Genomic DNA, 20,594 nt, shown 5'->3' with positions numbered 1-20,594 from the left:
TATTTGAAGTTATATTCGAAATTGCATGTTGAGGTCTTTCATCAAAAAAGTCATAATATTTTTACGCCAACAGTACCCACCTCGGGGCCACTTTTTGAAAATTGTTCCAAAAGAAAGTATCGGCATAGAGCTTGGGGTTTTCAAAGGAGAGTTTGCAGTTCAGTTACTTAGAGTAACGCAACCAAAGGAATTACATTTAGTAGATTTATGGTGGGTTGGCTTCGGGGAGTATTATCCTGATTGGGGTGAATATACTCAATTTGGTAAGCTTAAGACGAAAGATGCCTATCAGCAAGCTGTTGACTTGGTGGATAAAAATGATACGGATGGAGTAGCCAAAGTCCATGTGGGAGATGACCTTAAGTACTTATCAACTTTTGAAGACGGTCATTTTGATTGGGCTTATATAGATTCATCTCACGCATATGAGCACACACTAAAAGAACTAATGTTGCTTAAAGATAAGGTTAATCCCAATGGTATCATCATGGGACATGATTGGCGTCCCGATCCGGATTCGAGACACCATGGCGTTTATCAAGCTATTAATGAGTTTTGTTCAGAGCAGGGTTGGAAGTTGATCAAAACAGATTTTCACACTCAGTGGGCGATCAGAAGAAATAGCTAGGGTCTTGCAAGAAATACATCCTATAGTGGTATCGGTTGTTATTCCGGCTTATAATGCTCAGCATTATTTGAAAGAATGCATAGATTCAGTTAGAAAGCAAACGATAGGCCCGGTTGAAATAATAGTGGTAGATGACGGGTCGTCAGACGGTACCAAAGCTATTGTTGATACTTACGATGATGACCGTTTGAGATATTTTTATCAGAAAAACTCTGGTGTGGCAGCGGCGCGAAATTTAGGAGCAAATAAAGCACAAGGATCTTATTTAGCTTTCCTTGATGCTGATGATATGTTAATGCCTTCTTGTTTGCAGGAAAGATTGAATAAACTGAGTTCCGGTGGCTTTGGATTAGTCCATAATACTATGCAAATGATAGATGGCAGTAGTGGGACATTGGTGGGCTTAATGCAAGGAAAGGAAGGTCATTTGCTGGATGACCTACTACTGTGGGAGGGGTGTTGTATACCTACACCAAGCAGTATTATGGTAACAAAAACAGTATTCGAATCAGTCGGTGGTTTTAACATAGAATTGTCAAATAATGCTGACCAGGAATTTTTCTTTAGAGTTGCCAACAAGTGTATAATTGGTAAGATTGACAAGCCGCTGGCATACTACCGCTTGCATCCCAACAATATGCATAAGAATATAAGGTTGCTTGAGAAAGATAGCTTGAAAGCTTATTCATTGGCCAGTGAAAACCACTTATTCAAATCTGGCAAATTTGAGAACAAGTGTTATTCGAATATGTACATGATTTTGGCAGCTAACTTTTTAGGTTCCCAAAAACTTACCGATTGGTTGAGAGGGATAAAATATATTGTTCTTTCATTATATCGATATCCTGCCAATATCAAAAAAATAGTAAACAAAGTCTTACGTTGAAGAATATTGTTGCTGTCGGCTATCATAGTTATAAAGATCCTTTAATGGAGGGTTTGCTGGTTAAATATTTTCAAAACGTAAATGTCCATAATCTAAAAATTCATCTAATCACATTTGAACAGCCACAATATACTATTTCTGAACAGGATCATCAAAGGATAAAAAAGGAACTCAGTTCACATAACATTGTGTGGTACCCTAAAAAGTATAGAACTGGAGGGGTATTCATTCTGTTCAAAAAATTAGTTAATCTTCTTGCGGCGTTTTTCCAAGTGTATAAGATAAACAGGCGTACAAAGTTGAAAGCCATTGTCGGATTTACATCGCTTTCAGGTTCTATTGCCTTTCTTATATCTCAGCTACTTAGTTTGAAGCTTATCATTATCTGTTTTGAGCCACATAGTGAATATATGATCGATTTTAAAATATGGACCAAAACAAGTTTATCATACCTGGTTTTAAAAAAAATGGAGAAACTGCAAGTGTTGTATTCCGATGCTCTTGTGGTCCCAACTAAATATACCGTGGATCTCGTTAAAAAATGGGGGTTCAATGGTATGATATATAAAATGCCAATCTGTATTGATGAAAATGACTTTGATTTCTCGCTTGATCAAAGGACCCAGGCCAGGAACAAGCTCGGGTTCAAAGACCGACAGGTTATTCTTTATTTAGGAAAGTTTGACGGTATTTATTTTGGGATCGAGGAAGTCGTCCGGTTTTATTCAGAGTTGTTTAAATCAAATAATAGACTTTTTTTTTACGTAATAACACCATCACCAATAGCTGAAGTAAGAAAATCTTTTGAAGTCAATGGATTTTCCTCATCAGATTTTCTCGTTTCCGGGCCGGTTCCTTACGACCGATTGAATTGGCACATTGGCGCATGCGATATGGGGATGTTGGCAGTGCCCTCATTACCGTCACAGAAGTTTAGAACACCTGTGAAAACAGCAAATTATTTGATGTGTGGATTGCCTTATATCGTTTCAAAATTTGTTTCAGAAGATGATTTGATTGCTGAAGAGTTTAATGTTGGCGTAGTTGTAGAATCGATCATTGAAGTTACAGGGGATGAGATTCAACGTATAAATAGAATGATGGCAGAAGACAGAGCTGAAATCGCAACTCGTTGCAAATCAGTTGCTATGGAGTTTAGATCATTGGACAAGATGGTTTCTCTTATGAATAAAATTTTTGAAGGCATTTAGATGAAAAAAGTCATTATCACCGGAGGGAATGGTTTTATTGGGAGGGCCTTAGTTCAAAAATTATTGTTGGCCGGGTATCAGACTGAAATAATAACCAAACAAAATCAGAAAAGCGATCTGCCGGTCAAAACCCATCCCATTGGCCTGGGTGATAAGGAGAAAATTAAGGAAATCCTAAACACTGATGTTGTGGTTATTCATTTGGCATGGTCCACAGTGCCTGTAACATCAGCCATTGATTCAAAAAATGATGTTATATCCAACCTGCCTGATAGTTTAAATATTATTGAAGCTTGTGTGGAAAATGGAGTGTCTAATCTTTTGTTCTTTTCTTCCGGAGGAACCGTTTATGGAAACCCTCAAAAACTACCCATTGATGAGCGTCATCCAACAAACCCTTTATCGCCATATGGCATAGATAAGCTAATGGTCGAGAAATATATATTGATGTATTCATCAAGGTTCAGTTTACCTTTTACAATATTGCGAGTATCTAACGCATATGGATTCAATTATAGATTAACTAAGCCACAAGGTGTTATTGGTCATTGGGTTAATAACTTAAAGAAAGGTGAAACGTTAGAACTAGTCGGAGAAGGGAATACCATCCGGGACTTTATTCACGTTGATGATATTTGTAACGCAACTATGCTTTTATTAGAGAAGCCTTCATTTGAAATTTATAACCTTGGTTCTCAAATTGGCTTTTCGTTGAAGGAATTGTTTATGATGTTAGAGGAGTGTTTAGGGCGGAAATTAAAAACCAGCAGATTATCAGAAAGAAGTTTTGATGTGAGTTCTAATGTATTGAGCATTGATAAAATCAAACAACATACAGGCTGGGAGCCATTGAAACAGCTGCGGCAGGAAATCGTGAAAATTCTAAATAAAGAAAATGTTGTGTAATTCGACGACTTACGCTATTATCTTAATTCTATGCCTTACCCTAACAGGCTCATACATGCATGCGCAGTGTCCTGTTGCTGATTTTTCTGCCCCATTACAGGTTTGCCTTGAGGAAAATTTTATTGTAAGTAATCAAAGTACAGGAGGTGATTTATATGAGTGGGACTTTACTTCCGGAGATTTAAAAAGTGCTCCTGCTGTACAAGACCTGCTGGTTGTTAATGGTGCCTCTGTTCCTATCGGTTTGCAGATTATTCGTGATGAGAATGAATGGTTCGGGTTCATAATAAGCCAAACCAATAATAGTCTCATAAGACTTGATTTTGGAAATTCTATTGAAAGTCTACCATCAGTTACAAATCTTGGTAATGTCGGTAATCTGTTAAATGGAGCGCATAGTTTAAAACTCATAAAATACAATACAAATTGGGTTGGGTTGATTACTAATTTTAGTGGTTCAAATCTAATTACAATTGATTTTGGGAATTCTCTTAGAAACATCCCTGTGGCAAATGATCTTGGAGACCTGGGAGTAATAAATCAACCGAGAGGTTTGGATATAAATGTACAAGGCGAAAACATCGTTGCGGTCGTGAGTAATTGGGGATCTAACTCAATGGTGGTTCTGAATTTTGGGAATAGCATTGGAAACACTCCCGGCCCTATGGATATTACCTCTCTTAATCCATCCGGCTTGAATGGCCCGATAGGGGTGTCGTTAACAAAAGATTGTGACAATTGGTATGGTTTAATCGCTTCTTTTAATAATAGCAGGGTAATAAGGTTGTCTTTTGGTAATGATTTACTGAGTAGCCCTACTTCCGATGAATTTAATGCGGGTGTCCGACCATTTGACATGAATTTTTTAATTGAAGGGGGTGAATTTTTTGGGCTTTCAAATACCATTAATGGTGAGGTTCTCAGGATTAATTTTGCGGATTCACCGTCCAACACCCCATCAATTGATAACCTGGGCAGTTTAGGTGTGTTATCAAATACCTTTGGATTCCAGGTGGTGAATGACGGGTCTTTTTGGTACGGCTTCATAATTAATTTCTCCAATAGAAGATTATCACGACTGGACTTCCCTAATTTCGGAATTGATGCTAATTTGTTTTTTACGGAGGAGGTCCCACCACTTTTGTCATACCCACTGCCTGGAGATTACTCCATCAGCTTAAAAGTTAGTAATGAAGTAAGTGGTAATTCAGTACAACTATCAAAACCTGTAGAGGTTCTTTCAGCGGCAGCTCCTGATATCACCTTTTCATCAGAAAACATCTGCCTATCGAGCCCTATACACTTTACCAGTGCATCTTCTACTACTATTCAGAGTTATGTGTGGGACTTCGGAGATGCTAGCCTCCCATCACCTGACCCTAGCCCTACACATTCATACAGTGCACCAGGTGAATATGATGTTACCTTAACCGTACAGGGCACCAATGGTTGTAACAATTTAGTGAGAAATAGTATAACCATCTACGATGAACCTTCTGCAACTTTTACACTACCTATGGGTGTTATTTGTACTAATCAGGAAGTGATTATATCCAATATGACGTCTGGTGACTTCGGCGGAAACGAAACCTGGGAATGGCAGGTAGATGGTATGACGGTTACGGATACCAGAGATTTCAATCAGCAGTTTTCGTCGGGGGGGATGAAAGAAATCAAGTTAATAGCCTCGATACCTGGTTGCTCTGATGAATTTGTGCAAAACATTATGGTACAGGAAGGGCCTGTTCCGTCCTTCACCGTTGACGATGCCTGTGCAGGAACTCTTATGGAATTCACCAATACTTCGACGGGTACGATCACTTCATTCAACTGGGATTTTGATAATGGCCTGACCTCATCACTGGAAAACCCTTCATTGGAGTATAGCGCTCCTGGTGGTTATAATGTTGAACTGACCGTAGAAAGCGACCTGGGTTGTATAACAACGGAAGAAAGCCTTGTTACTGTATTTGCTAATCCTACAGTACAGTTTAGTAATGACCTTAGCTGCAGCCAAAACATAACACAATTTAACGATCTGTCTAAGGTGCAGGACGCCAATATAAACCAATGGCTATGGGATTTTGATGACCCAAGTTCCATGAACAATACATCTACAATACAAAATACTACGCACACTTTCACCACATCCGGTGATTTTGAAGTTAAATTGGTAGCCACTTCACTATTTGGTTGTAAAGATTCCACAGAGCAGGTAGTTTCAGTGCTTGCCTCGCCTGTGGCAGATTTTGATCCGGACCGGATTTGTATCAATGAACCGATTAACTTTTTGGATAGTTCAATTCCACCACCCGGGGGAACACTGACCTCATGGGAATGGGACCTGGCCGGGCAATTTAGTAATGAACAAAACCCAACGGCTAACTTTACTGTTCCACTTGATTATGATATTACACTGTTCGTAACCTCAGACAATCGTTGCCTGGGTGTTACTACAAAAACAGTTTCGGTAGCTCCAACTCTTGATATTGTTTTTGGTACGGAGTTCGAATGTGAGAACGAACCAGTCAAATTCTTTGACTTGACAGATTCAGGAGCTGATCAGATTTCAGCCCGAACATGGGACTTTGGCGGTTTGGGTCAATCTGTAGATTCTACTACTTTTTTTCCTTTTAGCGAGGCGGGAGTATATGTAGTAAACCTGAGTCTGCAAACAGAAAATGGCTGTGAATATGAGAAAGAGCAGACAGTCACAGTTAACCCGGCTCCCGTGGCTTCCTTTTCTCCGTCAGCGACTTTCGGCGCGCCACCCCTGGATGTTTCTTTTACTAACGGATCAACAGGTGCCTCAACTTTTGAATGGCTATTTGAAGAAGGAGTAAATTCCATTGAGATCAACCCCGGTCATACATATGAGGAATTTGGCACCTTTGAACCAAGGTTGATAGCCATAAGCGAGGAATTATGTAAAGATACCATAACACAGACGATATCAGTGCTAATACCTGACCTTGAAATAGAGCTCGCAGCCTTCTCACTGTTAGATAATGATGAACAATCACTTGTGTTAACGATCACAAATAACGGGACACTTACCGTAAATGATCTATCGGCTTTCGTCGATTTTGGGGGGGGAGTGAATGTCAGGGAAAGTATTGATAAAAAAATTATGCCAGGCCAAACTTTAAATCACACATTACGGCTGGCCATAACAGATAATAGTCTTTCTTACATATGCATAACATTATCCAACAGCTTGCCCGGAGTAAGTGACAGCAATTCCTTAAACAATATTAAATGTCAAAACCTCAATGATGTAAATCCCGTGATTTCTGCTCCTTTTCCTAACCCGGTTACTGATTTTATCCGAATGAATGTGGTAAGCAATGATGTCAGGTCGTTTACCGTTCAGTTGATCAATGCTACTGGTACGCTGGCTAAATCGTATGACATGATGCTTATTCCTGGTTTTAATGAGATCAATTTGGATATTGATGGCCTTAATCAAGGTATTTACTTACTTCGTATAGAAGGATCTGAAAGGACGCGCAGGATTTTCGTCAGCCGTTGATGCTTTACGAAGACCAATTGTTGAGAAAATTAAGTGTTCTTAGCTGATCCTTTCATGTGATACAGGTTCTTATTGCTTCTTTGATCGATCTGAGGCGCGCCCTGACTGATTGTTTAGGCACCTCAGTAAATTATTTTTGCATCGGATCATCTTATAACTATTTTTGCGAGAATATATTACTTTTCAAATGTAATGCATGAAGGCACTCGATCAAATCGACAGAAAAATACTGGATATCCTGCAATCAAACGCAAAAATTACCAATGCCCAACTTGCCCAGGAAATTGGGCTGTCGCCGGCACCGACTTTGGAACGCGTGAAAAAACTGGAGAATTCAGGCATTATAAAAAGCTATCACGCTAAGCTGAACCCCGAAACAGTTGGGCTAGGGGTAAATACTTTTGTAATGGTATCCTTAAAAGGACATAATAAAGAGAACATAGATAAATTTGTTTCGAGCATCGAGAAAATTGATGAAATCATTGAATGTCATCATCTTACAGGTTCAAGCGACTTTATTTTGAGGATCATATCACAAGATATAAGTACTTATCAAAAGCTAATGCTGGAAAAAGTCAGCAACATAAACGTGGTGGATAGCATGCAGTCCATGGTAATATTGTCTACTTTTAAAGACAGTAAGATTTTGCCAATCCCATAGTGTATGGAAGAAAAAAGCCTCATTTTAAGTGATGATCAGGTAAGAAAAAAGATAAAAAGGATAGCTTTTGAAATTTATGAGAATAATTTCAAGGAAAAAGAGCTAATTCTGGCGGGTATCGGGAGTAAAGGTCATAAGCTGGCTGAGTTGTTGACGCAGAGCCTCGAAGAAGTCACTAATATTAAGATTACCCTGATTCGCATTAACCTGGATAAGTTTGCACCCACACAAAGTGAAATTTCTTTGAGTTGTGATATTGCTGATCTTAAAAATAAGGCCATTATCCTTATAGATGATGTTTTAAGTACAGGAAGAACAATAGCATACAGCTTGAAGCCATTCCTGGGCATTAGAGTAAAGCGAATTGAGACAGCTGTTTTGGTGAATAGAAGTCATACACAATTTCCAATATCCACCAATTATACCGGCTATGAATTGGCCACTTCTATAAAAGAACATGTAGAAGTTCACCTTGATGAAGATCAGAAAGTAGTATATCTTATGTGAGCGGATTCATTTGTATTAATCCATAACTACTTCTAACTTATGCTATTAATTTTATGAAATAGAGGAGGCAGCTCTTACGTAGAATAGTGAAAAAAGAATTGGGGAAAATGGATGATGTTCTGGCTCAAAAAATAGTTGAAATCAGGTTGCTACAGGAAAAACTTGAAAAATACGAATCTGCTGCCGACGATGCTACGGAAGGCTTGTGGGATTGGGACTTCGAGACGGGAAGAGTTTTTGTTTCTAAGCCATGGAGGACGATGTTGGGCCTTTCTAATGAAACTCCTGTAGATACACCTGAAGTTTGGAGGAGTTTGTTGCATGAAGAGGATGCCGAGCGAGTTACCCAACACTTAAATGACTACATAGCCGGTATAAGAAATACGTATAGGGAAGAGTTCCGCTTGAAACATACCAATGGTGAGTATCGATGGATACTTTCAAAAGCGCAGGCCATAAGGAATGAAAACGGCAAGGTCTTGCGCCTGTTAGGATCACATACTGATATCACTGTACAAAAAACTGTAGCTCAAGCCTTAAAAAAAAGCGAAGAGAAGTATCGTAACCTGTTTCAGAATTCTCTGGTGGCAATGTTCAGGAGCAACGCTGATACAGGTGAAATTCTGGAAGCTAATGATAAATCCAAAGAGTTTCTTTTTTCAAATGATCAGGCTGTGGCAAATTTCTATGACGTACTTCACGACAGAGACAGAAAAAAGCTATTGAATAAGCTAGAGCAAGAAGGAAGTGTTGATAACCTGGAATTGCCCATAAAAACGAGTGGAGATGGACCTATTTGGGTATCATGTAATGCTATTTTCTATAGAGAAGATAACGTTATAGAATGCATTCTCAAGGACATTACACAAACTAAGGAGAACTTACTTGAGCTTCAGAAAGTCAATTTTGAGCTCGATAGTTTCGTATATCATGCCTCTCATGATCTTCGTTCACCACTGAGATCTATACTGGGTCTTATTGAATTATATCGCATAGAAACCAATCAAAGTATTAGGGCAGAATGTATAGAAAAAATACAAGATAGTGTAAAAAGGCTAGACGATCTGGTGGTGGAGCTTTTAAGCATTTCCCGAAATGATAGGGTCAATGACCCGCATGTTGAAATAAATCTTATGTTGGAAATCAATAATTCTATATCCAGCTATTATAATGCCTCCAACACTGAGAATCTCCAAATTAGGACTAAGGTATTACAACCTGTAACTTTTAAATCTGACCTTACCAGGGTGAGAATTATATTGAATAACCTTATCTCCAATGCCATCAAGTATAGAAGCTATGGTAAAGACGAAAATTATATATATATAGATGCAGTAGTAGACAATGAGCAACTGGTATTGAAGGTAGAGGATAATGGAGAAGGTATAGAAGAGTCTAAATTACCCCATATTTTTGATATGTTTTACAGAGCTACTGAAAAAAGTGAAGGCTCAGGCCTGGGCTTATATATCGTAAAAAAAGTAGCGGATAAACTTGAAGCCAGTATTTTAGTAGAGAGCCAGGAATTAGAAGGAACAACATTTAAAGTAACTATTCCAAATACTTTTGAACCAGATATAGATGTCAATTCATAAATCAGAATTAAAAAAGATCACCACACACCAGTTCCAGGAAATGAAAAACCGTGGAGAGAAAATATCGATGCTTACAGCGTACGACTATTCAATGGCTAAGATCTTAGATAGTGCAGGGATAGATGTGTTATTAGTAGGTGATAGTGCTTCAAACGTTATGGCTGGCCATGAGACCACTCTACCCATTACTTTGGATCAGATGATATATCATGCCAGTTCTGTAGTGAGAGCAGTAGAAAGGGCTCTTGTAATTGTAGATATTCCTTTTGGTTCTTATCAAGGGAATTCTACAGAAGCTTTACGTTCTGCTATACGGATCATGAAAGAGTCAGGTGCTCATGGAGTCAAAATGGAAGGAGGTAGCGAAATAAGAGCGTCTGTAGAGCGTGTGTTAACTGCCGGCGTGCCTGTAATGGGGCACCTTGGTCTCACACCTCAATCTATATTTAAATTTGGTACTTACACAGTAAGGGCAAAAGAAGAACAAGAGGCTGAGCGACTGATGGAAGATGCTAAGGTGTTGGAAGAATGTGGATGTTTTGGCATAGTATTGGAAAAAATACCAGCCTCGCTGGCACAAAAAGTAGCACGAGAGGTTTCTATCCCTATAATTGGTATCGGTGCTGGTGTGGGGGTGGACGGCCAGGTGCTGGTGATGCAAGATGTACTCGGTATTACCAAAGAATTCCAGCCTCGCTTCTTAAGGCGTTATGCAGATCTTCATACGACTATAACCGAAGCTATTGTTGGTTATATTAAGGATGTGAAATCGGAAAGCTTTCCAAACGAAAGAGAACAGTATTAACGGTCACATCGCTTGATCTTGGATTTATCTTCTTCTTGTCCAAACCAGACAACAGCATATTCCTTGTATATACCTACTCCGACAGCTTTCCATTCAGCTTGTTTCCATGTGCCGCTATTTACAAGCAGGGGATTATGACTTGGGCTTTTTTTCCAGCCAGACATACCTTCCGCTGCCGTAGCACCTTTGGAACTGTAGTAAGCTATTTCGTATCCGGGACTATCATATCCGGCAATTTCCTTAGGTTTATCCCACATACATTGTGCCTGTTTATGATTATTGGTATAACAGCATTCACTCCATTTACCTTTGTCTGACCAACTGTGAGGGTTACATTTGTTATCCGGATCAAATGTGTAATGTACAGCCAGGTCTTTAGCATGTGCCTGGGCAACCATGGTCAGGTGCGATGAAAAAGGTATTGCCTCAAGCTTCTTAGAGCGTCTGTAGTCATTGATCATCTTATATAACTTTTCCTCTTCTTCACCCAAACAGACTTCTTTTTCGGTCGGGTAAGAGGTGTTCGAAAGATGAGGAGTAACCTGTAACAATAGTAAGACAATAATGAACATAGTTAGAGCGATTTTCTTTTTAGAACGACACATTTAGATAAGTGGTTACCTGATAATATGTAATAGCAACGACCATATCCTAAAAGGCTTTTGAAAATGATTTCACCACCATGTGAAACACGTTGATATTTTCTTAAATTCACAACCCGAAAAAGCCCAAAAAAAAGATAAAATGACACAGGTATCTAAAATAATTTATACAAAAACCGATGAAGCACCGGCTTTGGCCACTTATTCGTTGCTACCCATTATAAAAAGGTTCGTAGCACCAACAGGCATTGCTGTGGAAACCAGAGATATATCTTTGGCAGGTAGGATTTTGGCTAACTTCCACGATTTCCTTACAGAGGAACAGAGGATCCCAGATGCCTTAGCCGAGTTAGGTAAACTGGCAAAGACACCAGAAGCGAATATTATCAAATTACCCAATGTCAGTGCTTCTATTCCTCAGATGAAGGCTGCAATTCAAGAACTGCAAGATCAGGGTTATAAACTTCCGGATTACCCGGACGAACCAAACAATCCACAAGAAGTGGAAATAAAGAACAGATATGATAAAATTAAAGGTAGTGCTGTAAACCCTGTACTACGCGAGGGCAATTCTGACCGTAGGGCTCCTAAAGCAGTGAAACAGTATGCCCAAAATCATCCACATTCAATGGGGGTCTGGAGTGCTGATTCCAAGACTCATGTGGCAAGTATGGATGAAGATGACTTTAGAAATAATGAAAAATCTCATACATCGTCAATAGCAACGGAAGTAGCCATCGAGTGGGTAGGAGGCAATGGAGATACTATTATCCTGAAGGATAAGGTTAATCTTTTGGAGGGAGAAGTGATAGATGCTACCGTAATGAGTAAAAAGTCACTTGTGGGGTTTTTAGAGGCTCATGTTAAAGAAGCAAAAGCACAGGGCATCCTTTTCTCATTGCATATGAAAGCTACAATGATGAAAGTTTCGGATCCTATTATTTTTGGATTGGCAGTGAGAGTATTTTTTAAAACATTATTTGAAAAGCATTCTAAAACACTTCATGACTTAGGGGTTGATGTTAATAATGGCTTTGGCGATCTTCTTGCCAAAATAGAGAATTTACCTGAAGCAAAGAAGACTGAGATTGAAGCAGATATTGCCAGGTGTTATGAAGAGGGCCCACAGCTCGCTATGGTTAATTCAGACAAAGGTATCACCAACCTGCATGTTCCCAGTGATGTGATTATTGATGCGTCTATGCCGGCCATGATTCGTAGCTCCGGTAAAATGTGGGATACAAAAGGAGAAATGCAGGATACCAAAGCAGTAATACCTGACAGTAGCTATGCAGGGCTTTATCAGGTGGTGATTGATTTCTGTAAAGAGCATGGAGCTTTTGATCCTACAACTATGGGTACTGTACCTAATGTTGGTTTGATGGCGCAAAAAGCAGAGGAATACGGATCACATGACAAAACTTTTGAGATCGAACGTGACGGTTCAGTAAGAGTAGTTGATGCTGACGGAAACGTACTTCTGGAGCATACCGTGGAGGCTGGTGATATATGGAGAATGTGCCAGGTGAAAGATGCGCCCATACAAGATTGGGTGAAATTAGCCGTGTCTCGTGCAAAAGCAACAAATACACCTGCTGTATTCTGGTTGGATGAACATAGAGCACATGATGCTCAGTTAATACAAAAAGTTAATGAATACCTTCAGGATCATGATACAACAGGTCTTGATATTAGAATTCTTCCACTGAAAGAAGCTACCCTGTTTACACTGGAACGATTAAAGGCAGGAAAAGATACAATTTCGGTTACAGGTAATGTACTGAGAGATTACTTGACTGATTTGTTTCCTATTCTTGAAGTGGGTACAAGCGCTAAAATGTTATCGATAGTACCATTGATGAATGGTGGTGGGTTATTTGAAACAGGGGCAGGAGGATCTGCACCAAAACATGTTCAGCAATTCACCGAGGAAGGTCATCTAAGGTGGGATTCATTGGGAGAATTCCTGGCATTGGCCGCTTCTCTGGAGCATTTAGGCAGCGCCACAAGTAATGATAAAGCTATAATACTGGCCGAGACACTTGATGTCGCTACGGCTAAATTTTTAGAAGAAAACAAATCGCCGTCAAGAAAGGTCAATGAACTTGATAATAGAGGTAGCCACTTTTATTTGGCCATGTACTGGGCACAAGCGATAGCTTCTCAAACCAAAGACCACAGTCTGCAAAGCACGTTTGCTGGTCTTGCAAAAGCGTTAGAAGAAAACGAGATCAGGATTGTTGAAGAGCTAAATAGTGCTCAGGGTGCGGAAATAGATTTGGGCGGGTATTATAATCCAAATGAAGAACAAGCAACCAAAGCCATGAGGCCTAGTGAAACATTGAACACGATTTTAGACGAAGTGACAATATAGGGATTGACGTGAAAAAAGATAGATAGTGAATGGCCAATTTATCAGCCCCCATTTCCATTGACTCAGAACCCTAACATTTTAACAGCAGTAATAGCGGCTTCATCTCCTTTGTTACCATGTTTACCGCCTGCCCTGTCCAAAGCTTGTTGTTGATTATTTGGAGTTAGTACACCAAATATTACAGGCTTGTTATACTTCAAAGCAACATTGGTTAATCCGTTTGCTACGGAGTTACAGATAAAATCGAAATGCTTCGTTTCACCTTGTATAACACATCCAATACAGATTATTGCGTCTACATCTTCTCTTTCTGCCATCCATTGTGCTGCAAGCGTGAGTTCAAAGCTCCCTGGAACATCTTTTCTTATGATATTCTCTTTCCGTACACCATTTTCCCTAAGTGTATTGAACGCCCCTTCAAACATAGCTTCTGTAACGGCCTCATTCCATTCTGATACGATGATGGCAAAAACCTTTTTATTAATGTCTGGAATAAACTTTCTGGAAAAGCTACTCAAATTCTTTTCAGCTGTGGCCATACTCTAAATCTTTTAATAAAGTACCAAAAATAAAAAAGGGATAAAGATTAATCTTTATCCCTTTGAAGGAGTTTTAAATATTTTATGCCTCTTTCACTAATCTGGCCTTAAATTTTTTGGCATTCTGAAATTCGGCAGATTCATGATACGTGTCAATAATAATTTGATAGGCGTCAATTGCTTCAGTATTCTTACTAGCTTTTTCGTAAGCAATTCCCGCTTTCATTAAATACTGTGGGGTAAAGAACTTATTAGTCTTATGATTGGCAGCTTTAGTGTAAAAAGTTGCTGCATTGGCATAATCTTTCAATTCCATATGGGCGTCACCGATCAAACTATAGGCGCGGGCCTGTACAAGCAAATCATCTGAACTAAAATCTTCAAGGTACAAAATGGCAAGTTTGAATTTGCCCTGTTTTAAGTAGGCAGTGCCAGCATAAAAGTTGGCAAGATTGCCGGCATCTGTCATTCCATAATCCTCTACAATATCTACGAATCCAAGATTATTACCATCACCGTCAAGAGCTAACCCCAGGCTGTCGGCCTCAAAATAATAGACTGCCTGAAACATTTCACTTTGAGCAAGCTCATTTTGGGAGTTTTTATAATATCTAAAACCAAAGATCCCGCCTAGTACCAAAATTGTTACGATGGCTACACCGTATACTAAAGCCTTATTGTTTTCTATAAATTCTTCCGTTTGAGAAAGTTGGTCGGCCAGCGCGTCTGGATTTTCAAGGAAATCGGTTCCGTGCTTTTCTTCTTCCTTTTTCTTACTTTTTACTGCCATCTTCAAAAAATTAAGGCTGCAAAACTAATGATTAATATGACAATAAGAAATGGGTATACTAGTTTCTTGTAGCCAAAATTAGACAATCAGTCCATTATGTATGGGTAATCACTTTGTGCGTATACATCTTTGAGAGCTTCTGAGGGGTCAGGAAAATTAGACGTTTCTGCAAACTTTACACATTCCATTACCTCTTCCTTAATTTTTGCACCAATAGCATCTAGTTCGGCTTCTGTTGCAAACTTATTTTTAAGAATAGCGGCTTTTACCTGCTCAATAGGGTCTCTACGCTTGTAATCTTCTAATTCTTCTTTTGTACGGTATTTAGCAGGGTCTGACATGGAATGCCCCTTGTATCTATATGTTCTGAATTCCAATAGTACAGGCCCTTCGCCTTTTCTTACTCCTTCAGCTGCGGCAGCTACTTCCTTGTGAACTTCTTCCACGGACATAGCATCAACGGCCTTAGAAGGCATATTGTACCCTTCACCTAAAACATAAAGGTCTGTGACATTGGAAGTTCGTTCTACTGACGTGCCCATGGCATATCCGTTGTTCTCTATCACAAAAATCACAGGCAACTTCCAGGTCATTGCAATATTGAGCGCTTCATGAAATGCTCCTTGACGGACGGCCCCATCACCCATGTAACACATACATAATTTATCAGTCTTATTATATTTTTCAGCGAAAGCAATGCCTGCTCCTAAAGGGATCTGCCCTCCCACTATACCATGGCCCCCGAAAAAGTGATTTTCTTTATCGAACATGTGCATTGACCCTCCTTTACCTTTTGAGATTCCAGTCTCTTTGGCAAATAATTCTGCCATGATAGCTTTAGGATCACTACCCAGGGCAATGGGGTGAGCATGGTCACGATACGCCGTAATATACTTGTCTCCTTTTTTCAAGGCGGAAACAGCACCTGCGACACACGCTTCCTGCCCTATATAAAGGTGGCAAAACCCTTTTATTTTTTGTTGGCCGTATAACTGACCCGCTTTTTCTTCAAATCTTCTCATGAGGAGCATGGTTTCAAACCATGTCATATAGGTCTCCTTGGAAAATGTATTTTTCGTAGTTTTAGCTTTGGATTTACCTTTTGCAGTCGTAGCCATAGTCTTAGTTTTGGTCCAATGGAGTGCGAAAATAAGTAAAAAAAGTCAATGTACATTGAAAAACTAAGCCTGATTAATTTCAAAAACTACAAGGATTTGAATCTTCGTTTTTCGGATAAAATCAACTGTTTTTTAGGGCCTAACGGATCAGGGAAAACGAATTTACTCGATGCCGTGCAGTACCTGTCATTAACTAAGAGTGCCTTTAACACAGTCGATAGCCAGAATATCTTATTTGGAGAACAACTGTTTACAGTCCGTGGCCATTTCGTTAAAGAAAAAACTACCATCGAGGTGACGTGTGCTGTTGTGAAAGGACAAAAGAAAATCGTTAAAGTAAACAAAAAGGAGCACGATAAATTGTCCGACCATATCGGTATGTTTCCCGTGGTATTGATGACACCGGATGATACGGACATTATTCGTGATTCAAGCGAGATTAGAAGAAAGTTCTATGATACCATACTTTCACAGCTAGACCGCAAATACCTTCAGGCATTAATAGAATATAATCATCTGCTGAAACAAAGAAACTCACTCCTTAAACAGTTTGGGAATGGCCTAAGTTTTGATCAGGATCTTTTAGAACCTTATGATATCAAACTGGTCACAAGTGGAATGTTTCTTTTCGAAAAAAGGAAATCGTTTCTAGAAGAATTTCAGTCAAAGTTTAAAGAGTCCTATGAAGTTATCTCTTCGCATAAGGAGAACGTCAGCATTGAATACCATTCAGATTTGGAAAATGAAGAATTTGATAAACTTCTAAAAAAAACGTTACAACGTGACCTTGTTCTTGAACGCACCACGACAGGGATACATAAAGATGATTTTAAATTTTTTATAGATAACCATTCGCTAAAAAAATTCGGTTCTCAGGGGCAACAAAAAGCTTTTGTCATCGCTTTAAAATTGGCCAATTACCATGTTATTTGTAATAACATAGGCTTTAAACCAATTCTTTTACTTGACGACATCTATGATAAACTTGATAGTGACAGGATATCCAGCTTAATGAATATTGTATCGGGTGATAGCTTTGGTCAAATTTTTATTACCGATGCACGTCAGGAAAGGACCAGAACTATATTAAATGAGTTAAATTTGCAGTCAACTTTTTTTCAAGTAGAAAATGGTCTTGTGAAGACTACCACGAAATATGCACCGCAAAAATGATAATAAGCGAAAGGCACAAACCTCCACCGTACGTGAAGCTATTAACGAGTTGCTGAATCAATACCATTTGAAACCTAGATTTGATGAAGTTCAATTAATAGCTTCCTGGCCCGGTTTAATGGGTAAAACCATAAGCAGTAAGACGGGAGAAATCTACATGAGAAACAACGTACTTTTTGTTGAGATTAGCTCTGGACCACTTAAGTATGAATTAAATATGTCTAAGGCCAGGGTCAAAGATATTATTGAAAAGAAGTTTGGTAAAAATGTGGTGGACGATATCATATTCATTTGACTTCATTTCCAGGAGTAAAATAGCAAGGAAAATAAAACATCTTTTTTTCTAAATGCTTGAATAAAATAAAAAAGCGTATAATTTTGCACTTCCTTTGAAAAATCGGCTGTTAATAAGTCATTTTTCAAATCTTGTTCTTTTAAAGTATTTAGGGAGGGGGGATACCAAAGCGGCCAACTGGGACGGACTGTAAATCCGTTGTCTTATGACTTCGCAGGTTCGAATCCTGCTCCCCCCACTGCAACGATCTTCGCATTACTACTTTCTTTCATGAAGGTGGGTTTCCAGGAAGGCGTTGATTAAGCGGGAGTAGCTCAGCTGGTAGAGCGACAGCCTTCCAAGCTGTAGGTCGCGAGTTCGAACCTCGTCTCCCGCTCTGTTCGACATCATGGGTAGATGTTTAATTGAAATAAATGTCACTTAAGTCGATCAAAGAACTTGATTACCAGGTATTCTTTCAGGGAAAGTAATATCTGGTAATTACTGTTATACTGGGAAGTTTTTAGAACTAAGAGAGTTCAAAAAAAAACGCTTTGCACCAAATTGGAATGGATTAAACCTTTCCTGAATTTAAAGCCGAGATAGCTCAGGGGTAGAGCGCTTCCTTGGTAAGGAAGAGGTCGGGGGTTCAAATCCCCTTCTTGGCTCAATAGTAGATCGCTTGCTGCGCCAGTATAAAAAGAATTTTAATTGATAAAAGAAATAAATTTTAAACTAAACTTAGGGATTTTCAAATATGGCTAAAGAAACATTCGACCGTTCAAAACCCCATGTTAATATTGGGACAATCGGTCACGTTGACCATGGTAAAACTACCTTGACTGCGGCTATTTCTAAAGTATTGTCAGACAAAGGTCTGGCGCAAACGAGAGACTTTTCTTCGATTGACAATGCACCTGAAGAAAAGGAAAGAGGTATTACGATTAATACTTCACACATTGAGTATGAAACAGCTAATCGTCATTACGCTCACGTTGACTGCCCTGGTCACGCTGATTACGTAAAGAATATGGTTACTGGAGCTGCTCAGATGGACGGAGCGATTATAGTGGTTGCTGCTACTGACGGTCCTATGCCTCAAACACGTGAGCACATCCTGCTTTCACGTCAGGTAGGTGTTCCTGCTTTGGTTGTTTTTATGAACAAAGTAGATTTAGTGGATGATCCCGAACTGTTGGAGCTTGTTGAAATGGAAATCAGAGAATTACTTTCTGCCTACGATTTCCCAGGTGATGATATTCCAGTGATACAGGGTTCTGCTCTTGGTGCACTTAATGGGGAATCTCAATGGGTGGAGAAAGTGGAAGAGCTTATGGATGCTGTTGATAACTTCATTCCTATTCCTGAAAGATTGATAGATAAAGATTTTCTGATGCCTGTGGAAGATGTATTCTCCATTACAGGTAGAGGGACTGTGGCTACTGGTAGAATTGAAAGTGGTGTTATTAACTCTGGTGATCCTGTAGATATATTAGGGATGGGAGCAGAAAACTTGAAGTCTACTGTAACTGGTGTTGAAATGTTCAGAAAGATCCTCGATAGAGGAGAAGCCGGTGATAACGTGGGTCTTTTATTAAGAGGTATTGAAAAAACCGATATTAAAAGAGGAATGGTAATCTGTAAACCAGGTTCAGTAACTCCTCATTCAAAATTCAAGGCAGAAGTTTATGTGCTGTCTAAAGAAGAAGGAGGACGTCATACACCTTTCTTTAATAAATATCGTCCTCAGTTTTATCTCAGGACTACAGATGTGACGGGAGAGATCATGCTTCCTTCAGGTGTTGAAATGGTTATGCCTGGCGATAACGTGTCGATCGAAGTGAACTTGATTAACCCGGTTGCTATGGGCAAGGGACTTAGGTTTGCTATCAGAGAAGGTGGTAGAACGGTAGGTTCAGGTCAGGTAACTGAGATTCTGGACTAAGAATAAATAAACAATGTAAAAGCGTTCTGAATTTTTTCAGAACGCTTTTGTTTTGTAAAAACTTATGCTACCTTTGCAGACCATTTTGGATGATGTGGGGCCAGTAGTGTAAAAATTGTATCCAAAATGACGGCATAGGAGTAGGATAGAGAGGTGCGTCTTTGGCTCGTATTTATATAATGAAAAACGGGTGTAGCTCAATTGGTAGAGTAGCGGTCTCCAAAACCGTTGGCTGGGAGTTCGAGTCTCTCCACCCGTGCAAGGAAAATAAAAAACAATGCAAAAATTAAAGACTTTTATCCTGGATGCTTACGATGAGATGAAAAATAAAGTCTCTTGGCCGAAATATAGTCAACTACAAAATAGTTCTATGTTGGTGTTAATTGCTTCTTTAATATTTGCACTGATTATTGGCGCTATGGATTATGTCTTTCAAAATGGCATGGACTTGTTTTACAAGGAATTCTAATTTAAACCTTAGCTAGTTGTGAGCGAATTAAAATGGTATGTAGTTAGGGTCGTTAGCGGTCAGGAAAAGAAAGTTAAGAGCTATCTTGAGACGGAGGTTGAAAGAGAGGGGTTGGCAGATTTTGTTCCTCAAGTGTTGATACCTTCTGAAAAGGTGTATGAGATGAGGAATGGGAAAAAAAGAGTTCGAGAAAGAAACTTTTTTCCAGGATATGTTCTAGTCTCGGCAGATTTGAGCAATGGGGAGGCAAATCACCTGGTGACAAGCATACCAGGAGTGATCGGTTTTCTCGGTAATAATGGTACAGGCTCTTCCAAGCAACCTGTTCCTTTAAGGCAAGCTGAGATCAATAGAATTCTTGGCAAGGTGGATGAAATGGATGAGTTTGAAGAAAAGCTGGATACACCTTATATAGTGGGAGAGTCAGTGAAAGTGATGGACGGACCGTTCAGTGGTTTTACGGGTACTGTGGAAGAGGTATTTGAGGAGAGGAAGAAATTGAATGTTATGGTGAAGATATTCGGCAGGAATACTCCTGTTGAATTGAATTATATGCAAGTAGAAAAATTAGATTAAGAT

At 39.3% G+C, this 20,594-nt stretch carries 19 protein-coding genes and 4 tRNA genes; 19 read left to right on the top strand and 4 right to left on the bottom strand.

Going from position 1 to position 20,594, the window contains the following annotated elements; all coding sequences use genetic code 11:
* The first annotated feature begins 94 nt into the window (after positions 1-94).
* The 9 genes from FNH22_RS18440 to panB all read left to right on the top strand — a co-directional run bounded on the left by FNH22_RS18440 (position 95) and on the right by panB (position 10,731).
* Positions 95-628: a class I SAM-dependent methyltransferase gene (locus FNH22_RS18440; RefSeq protein ID WP_185154288.1), complete on the top strand. Its 534-nt coding sequence runs from the start codon at positions 95-97 to the stop codon at positions 626-628.
* A gap of 4 nt (positions 629-632) precedes the next feature.
* The gene (locus FNH22_RS18435; RefSeq protein WP_185154287.1) at positions 633-1,514 is read left to right on the top strand and encodes a glycosyltransferase; all 882 of its coding nucleotides are present in this window, start codon (positions 633-635) and stop codon (positions 1,512-1,514) included.
* Entirely contained in the window at positions 1,511-2,725 is a 1,215-nt protein-coding gene (locus FNH22_RS18430; protein ID WP_143399897.1) for a glycosyltransferase family 4 protein, read from the top strand. The genes FNH22_RS18435 and FNH22_RS18430 overlap by 4 nt, the downstream gene beginning before the upstream one ends.
* Positions 2,726-3,631 (top strand): NAD-dependent epimerase/dehydratase family protein, encoded by a 906-nt coding sequence (locus FNH22_RS18425; RefSeq protein ID WP_143399896.1) that lies wholly within the window; start codon positions 2,726-2,728, stop codon positions 3,629-3,631.
* Between the two features lie 55 nt (positions 3,632-3,686).
* Complete coding sequence (locus FNH22_RS18420) at positions 3,687-7,163, top strand: PKD domain-containing protein (protein WP_185154286.1); 3,477 nt, start codon at positions 3,687-3,689, stop codon at positions 7,161-7,163.
* Positions 7,164-7,359: 196 nt separating this feature from the next.
* Complete coding sequence (locus FNH22_RS18415; RefSeq protein WP_143399894.1) at positions 7,360-7,824, top strand: Lrp/AsnC family transcriptional regulator; 465 nt, start codon at positions 7,360-7,362, stop codon at positions 7,822-7,824.
* Between the two features lie 3 nt (positions 7,825-7,827).
* Positions 7,828-8,331, top strand: coding sequence for a phosphoribosyltransferase family protein (locus FNH22_RS18410; protein ID WP_143399893.1), 504 nt, complete (start codon positions 7,828-7,830; stop codon positions 8,329-8,331).
* Positions 8,332-8,417: 86 nt separating this feature from the next.
* A complete protein-coding gene (locus FNH22_RS18405) occupies positions 8,418-9,926 on the top strand; it encodes an ATP-binding protein (protein ID WP_255518093.1) in 1,509 nt (502 codons plus the stop codon).
* On the top strand, positions 9,913-10,731 hold the full coding sequence (gene panB, locus FNH22_RS18400) for a 3-methyl-2-oxobutanoate hydroxymethyltransferase (protein ID WP_143399892.1): 819 nt from the start codon (positions 9,913-9,915) through the stop codon (positions 10,729-10,731). The genes FNH22_RS18405 and panB overlap by 14 nt, the downstream gene beginning before the upstream one ends.
* Here panB and FNH22_RS18395 read toward each other — a convergent pair.
* On the bottom strand, positions 10,728-11,303 hold the full coding sequence (locus FNH22_RS18395; protein ID WP_185154285.1) for a CAP domain-containing protein: 576 nt from the start codon (positions 11,301-11,303) through the stop codon (positions 10,728-10,730). The genes panB and FNH22_RS18395 overlap by 4 nt on opposite strands.
* 172 nt (positions 11,304-11,475) lie before the next feature.
* Between FNH22_RS18395 and FNH22_RS18390 the strand changes: the two genes are divergently transcribed.
* Positions 11,476-13,707 carry an NADP-dependent isocitrate dehydrogenase gene (locus tag FNH22_RS18390; RefSeq protein WP_143399890.1) on the top strand — a complete coding sequence of 744 codons (2,232 nt, stop codon included), beginning with the start codon at positions 11,476-11,478 and terminating at the stop codon, positions 13,705-13,707.
* A 62-nt stretch (positions 13,708-13,769) separates the two neighbouring features.
* Here the strand turns inward: FNH22_RS18390 and ribH are convergent, their stop codons facing one another.
* The 3 genes from ribH to pdhA form a co-directional block, all read right to left on the bottom strand.
* Positions 13,770-14,246, bottom strand: coding sequence for a 6,7-dimethyl-8-ribityllumazine synthase (ribH, locus tag FNH22_RS18385; protein WP_143399889.1), 477 nt, complete (start codon positions 14,244-14,246; stop codon positions 13,770-13,772).
* An 82-nt stretch (positions 14,247-14,328) separates the two neighbouring features.
* The gene (locus FNH22_RS18380) at positions 14,329-15,036 is read right to left on the bottom strand and encodes a tetratricopeptide repeat protein (RefSeq protein WP_143399888.1); all 708 of its coding nucleotides are present in this window, start codon (positions 15,034-15,036) and stop codon (positions 14,329-14,331) included.
* A gap of 86 nt (positions 15,037-15,122) precedes the next feature.
* Complete coding sequence (gene pdhA, locus FNH22_RS18375) at positions 15,123-16,154, bottom strand: pyruvate dehydrogenase (acetyl-transferring) E1 component subunit alpha (protein ID WP_143399887.1); 1,032 nt, start codon at positions 16,152-16,154, stop codon at positions 15,123-15,125.
* A 48-nt stretch (positions 16,155-16,202) separates the two neighbouring features.
* Here pdhA and FNH22_RS18370 point away from each other — a divergent pair, with 48 nt between their 5' ends.
* The 9 genes from FNH22_RS18370 (at position 16,203) to nusG (ending at position 20,591) form a co-directional block, all read left to right on the top strand.
* On the top strand, positions 16,203-17,327 hold the full coding sequence (locus tag FNH22_RS18370; protein ID WP_143399886.1) for a DNA replication/repair protein RecF: 1,125 nt from the start codon (positions 16,203-16,205) through the stop codon (positions 17,325-17,327).
* Positions 17,311-17,622, top strand: a complete 312-nt coding sequence (locus tag FNH22_RS18365) for a DUF721 domain-containing protein (RefSeq protein ID WP_143399885.1) — start codon at positions 17,311-17,313, stop codon at positions 17,620-17,622. The genes FNH22_RS18370 and FNH22_RS18365 overlap by 17 nt, the downstream gene beginning before the upstream one ends.
* A 155-nt stretch (positions 17,623-17,777) precedes the next feature.
* Positions 17,778-17,860 (top strand) — tRNA-Tyr (locus FNH22_RS18360).
* 65 nt (positions 17,861-17,925) lie between these two features.
* A tRNA-Gly gene (locus FNH22_RS18355) sits at positions 17,926-17,998 on the top strand.
* Between the two features lie 199 nt (positions 17,999-18,197).
* A tRNA-Thr gene (locus tag FNH22_RS18350) sits at positions 18,198-18,269 on the top strand.
* An 89-nt stretch (positions 18,270-18,358) separates the two neighbouring features.
* Positions 18,359-19,546: an elongation factor Tu gene (gene tuf / locus FNH22_RS18345; RefSeq protein ID WP_143399884.1), complete on the top strand. Its 1,188-nt coding sequence runs from the start codon at positions 18,359-18,361 to the stop codon at positions 19,544-19,546.
* Between the two features lie 186 nt (positions 19,547-19,732).
* Positions 19,733-19,805 (top strand) — tRNA-Trp (locus FNH22_RS18340).
* 18 nt (positions 19,806-19,823) lie between these two features.
* A complete protein-coding gene (secE, locus tag FNH22_RS18335; RefSeq protein ID WP_143399883.1) occupies positions 19,824-20,015 on the top strand; it encodes a preprotein translocase subunit SecE in 192 nt (63 codons plus the stop codon).
* 18 nt (positions 20,016-20,033) lie between these two features.
* Positions 20,034-20,591 (top strand): transcription termination/antitermination protein NusG, encoded by a 558-nt coding sequence (gene nusG, locus FNH22_RS18330; protein ID WP_143399882.1) that lies wholly within the window; start codon positions 20,034-20,036, stop codon positions 20,589-20,591.
* The last annotated feature ends 3 nt before the right edge of the window (positions 20,592-20,594 follow it).

It is taken from the genome of Fulvivirga sp. M361 (assembly GCF_007097395.1).
Classification (GTDB): domain Bacteria; phylum Bacteroidota; class Bacteroidia; order Cytophagales; family Cyclobacteriaceae; genus Fulvivirga.
The sequence above is the reverse complement of the archived record's forward strand: the minus strand, read 5'-3'. Positions and strand labels throughout refer to the sequence as shown.

Coding starts and splice junctions, on each gene's coding strand:
- FNH22_RS18365 (WP_143399885.1), top strand. CDS start 17,311: ATGCACCGCAAAAATGATAATAAGCGAAAGGCACAAACCTCCACCGTA.
- panB (WP_143399892.1), top strand. CDS start 9,913: ATGTCAATTCATAAATCAGAATTAAAAAAGATCACCACACACCAGTTC.
- pdhA (WP_143399887.1), bottom strand. CDS start 16,154: ATGGCTACGACTGCAAAAGGTAAATCCAAAGCTAAAACTACGAAAAAT.
- ribH (WP_143399889.1), bottom strand. CDS start 14,246: ATGGCCACAGCTGAAAAGAATTTGAGTAGCTTTTCCAGAAAGTTTATT.
- FNH22_RS18415 (WP_143399894.1), top strand. CDS start 7,360: ATGAAGGCACTCGATCAAATCGACAGAAAAATACTGGATATCCTGCAA.
- FNH22_RS18390 (WP_143399890.1), top strand. CDS start 11,476: ATGACACAGGTATCTAAAATAATTTATACAAAAACCGATGAAGCACCG.
- FNH22_RS18380 (WP_143399888.1), bottom strand. CDS start 15,036: ATGGCAGTAAAAAGTAAGAAAAAGGAAGAAGAAAAGCACGGAACCGAT.
- FNH22_RS18395 (WP_185154285.1), bottom strand. CDS start 11,303: ATGTTCATTATTGTCTTACTATTGTTACAGGTTACTCCTCATCTTTCG.
- FNH22_RS18425 (WP_143399896.1), top strand. CDS start 2,726: ATGAAAAAAGTCATTATCACCGGAGGGAATGGTTTTATTGGGAGGGCC.
- FNH22_RS18410 (WP_143399893.1), top strand. CDS start 7,828: ATGGAAGAAAAAAGCCTCATTTTAAGTGATGATCAGGTAAGAAAAAAG.
- secE (WP_143399883.1), top strand. CDS start 19,824: ATGCAAAAATTAAAGACTTTTATCCTGGATGCTTACGATGAGATGAAA.
- FNH22_RS18420 (WP_185154286.1), top strand. CDS start 3,687: ATGCATGCGCAGTGTCCTGTTGCTGATTTTTCTGCCCCATTACAGGTT.
- FNH22_RS18370 (WP_143399886.1), top strand. CDS start 16,203: ATGTACATTGAAAAACTAAGCCTGATTAATTTCAAAAACTACAAGGAT.
- tuf (WP_143399884.1), top strand. CDS start 18,359: ATGGCTAAAGAAACATTCGACCGTTCAAAACCCCATGTTAATATTGGG.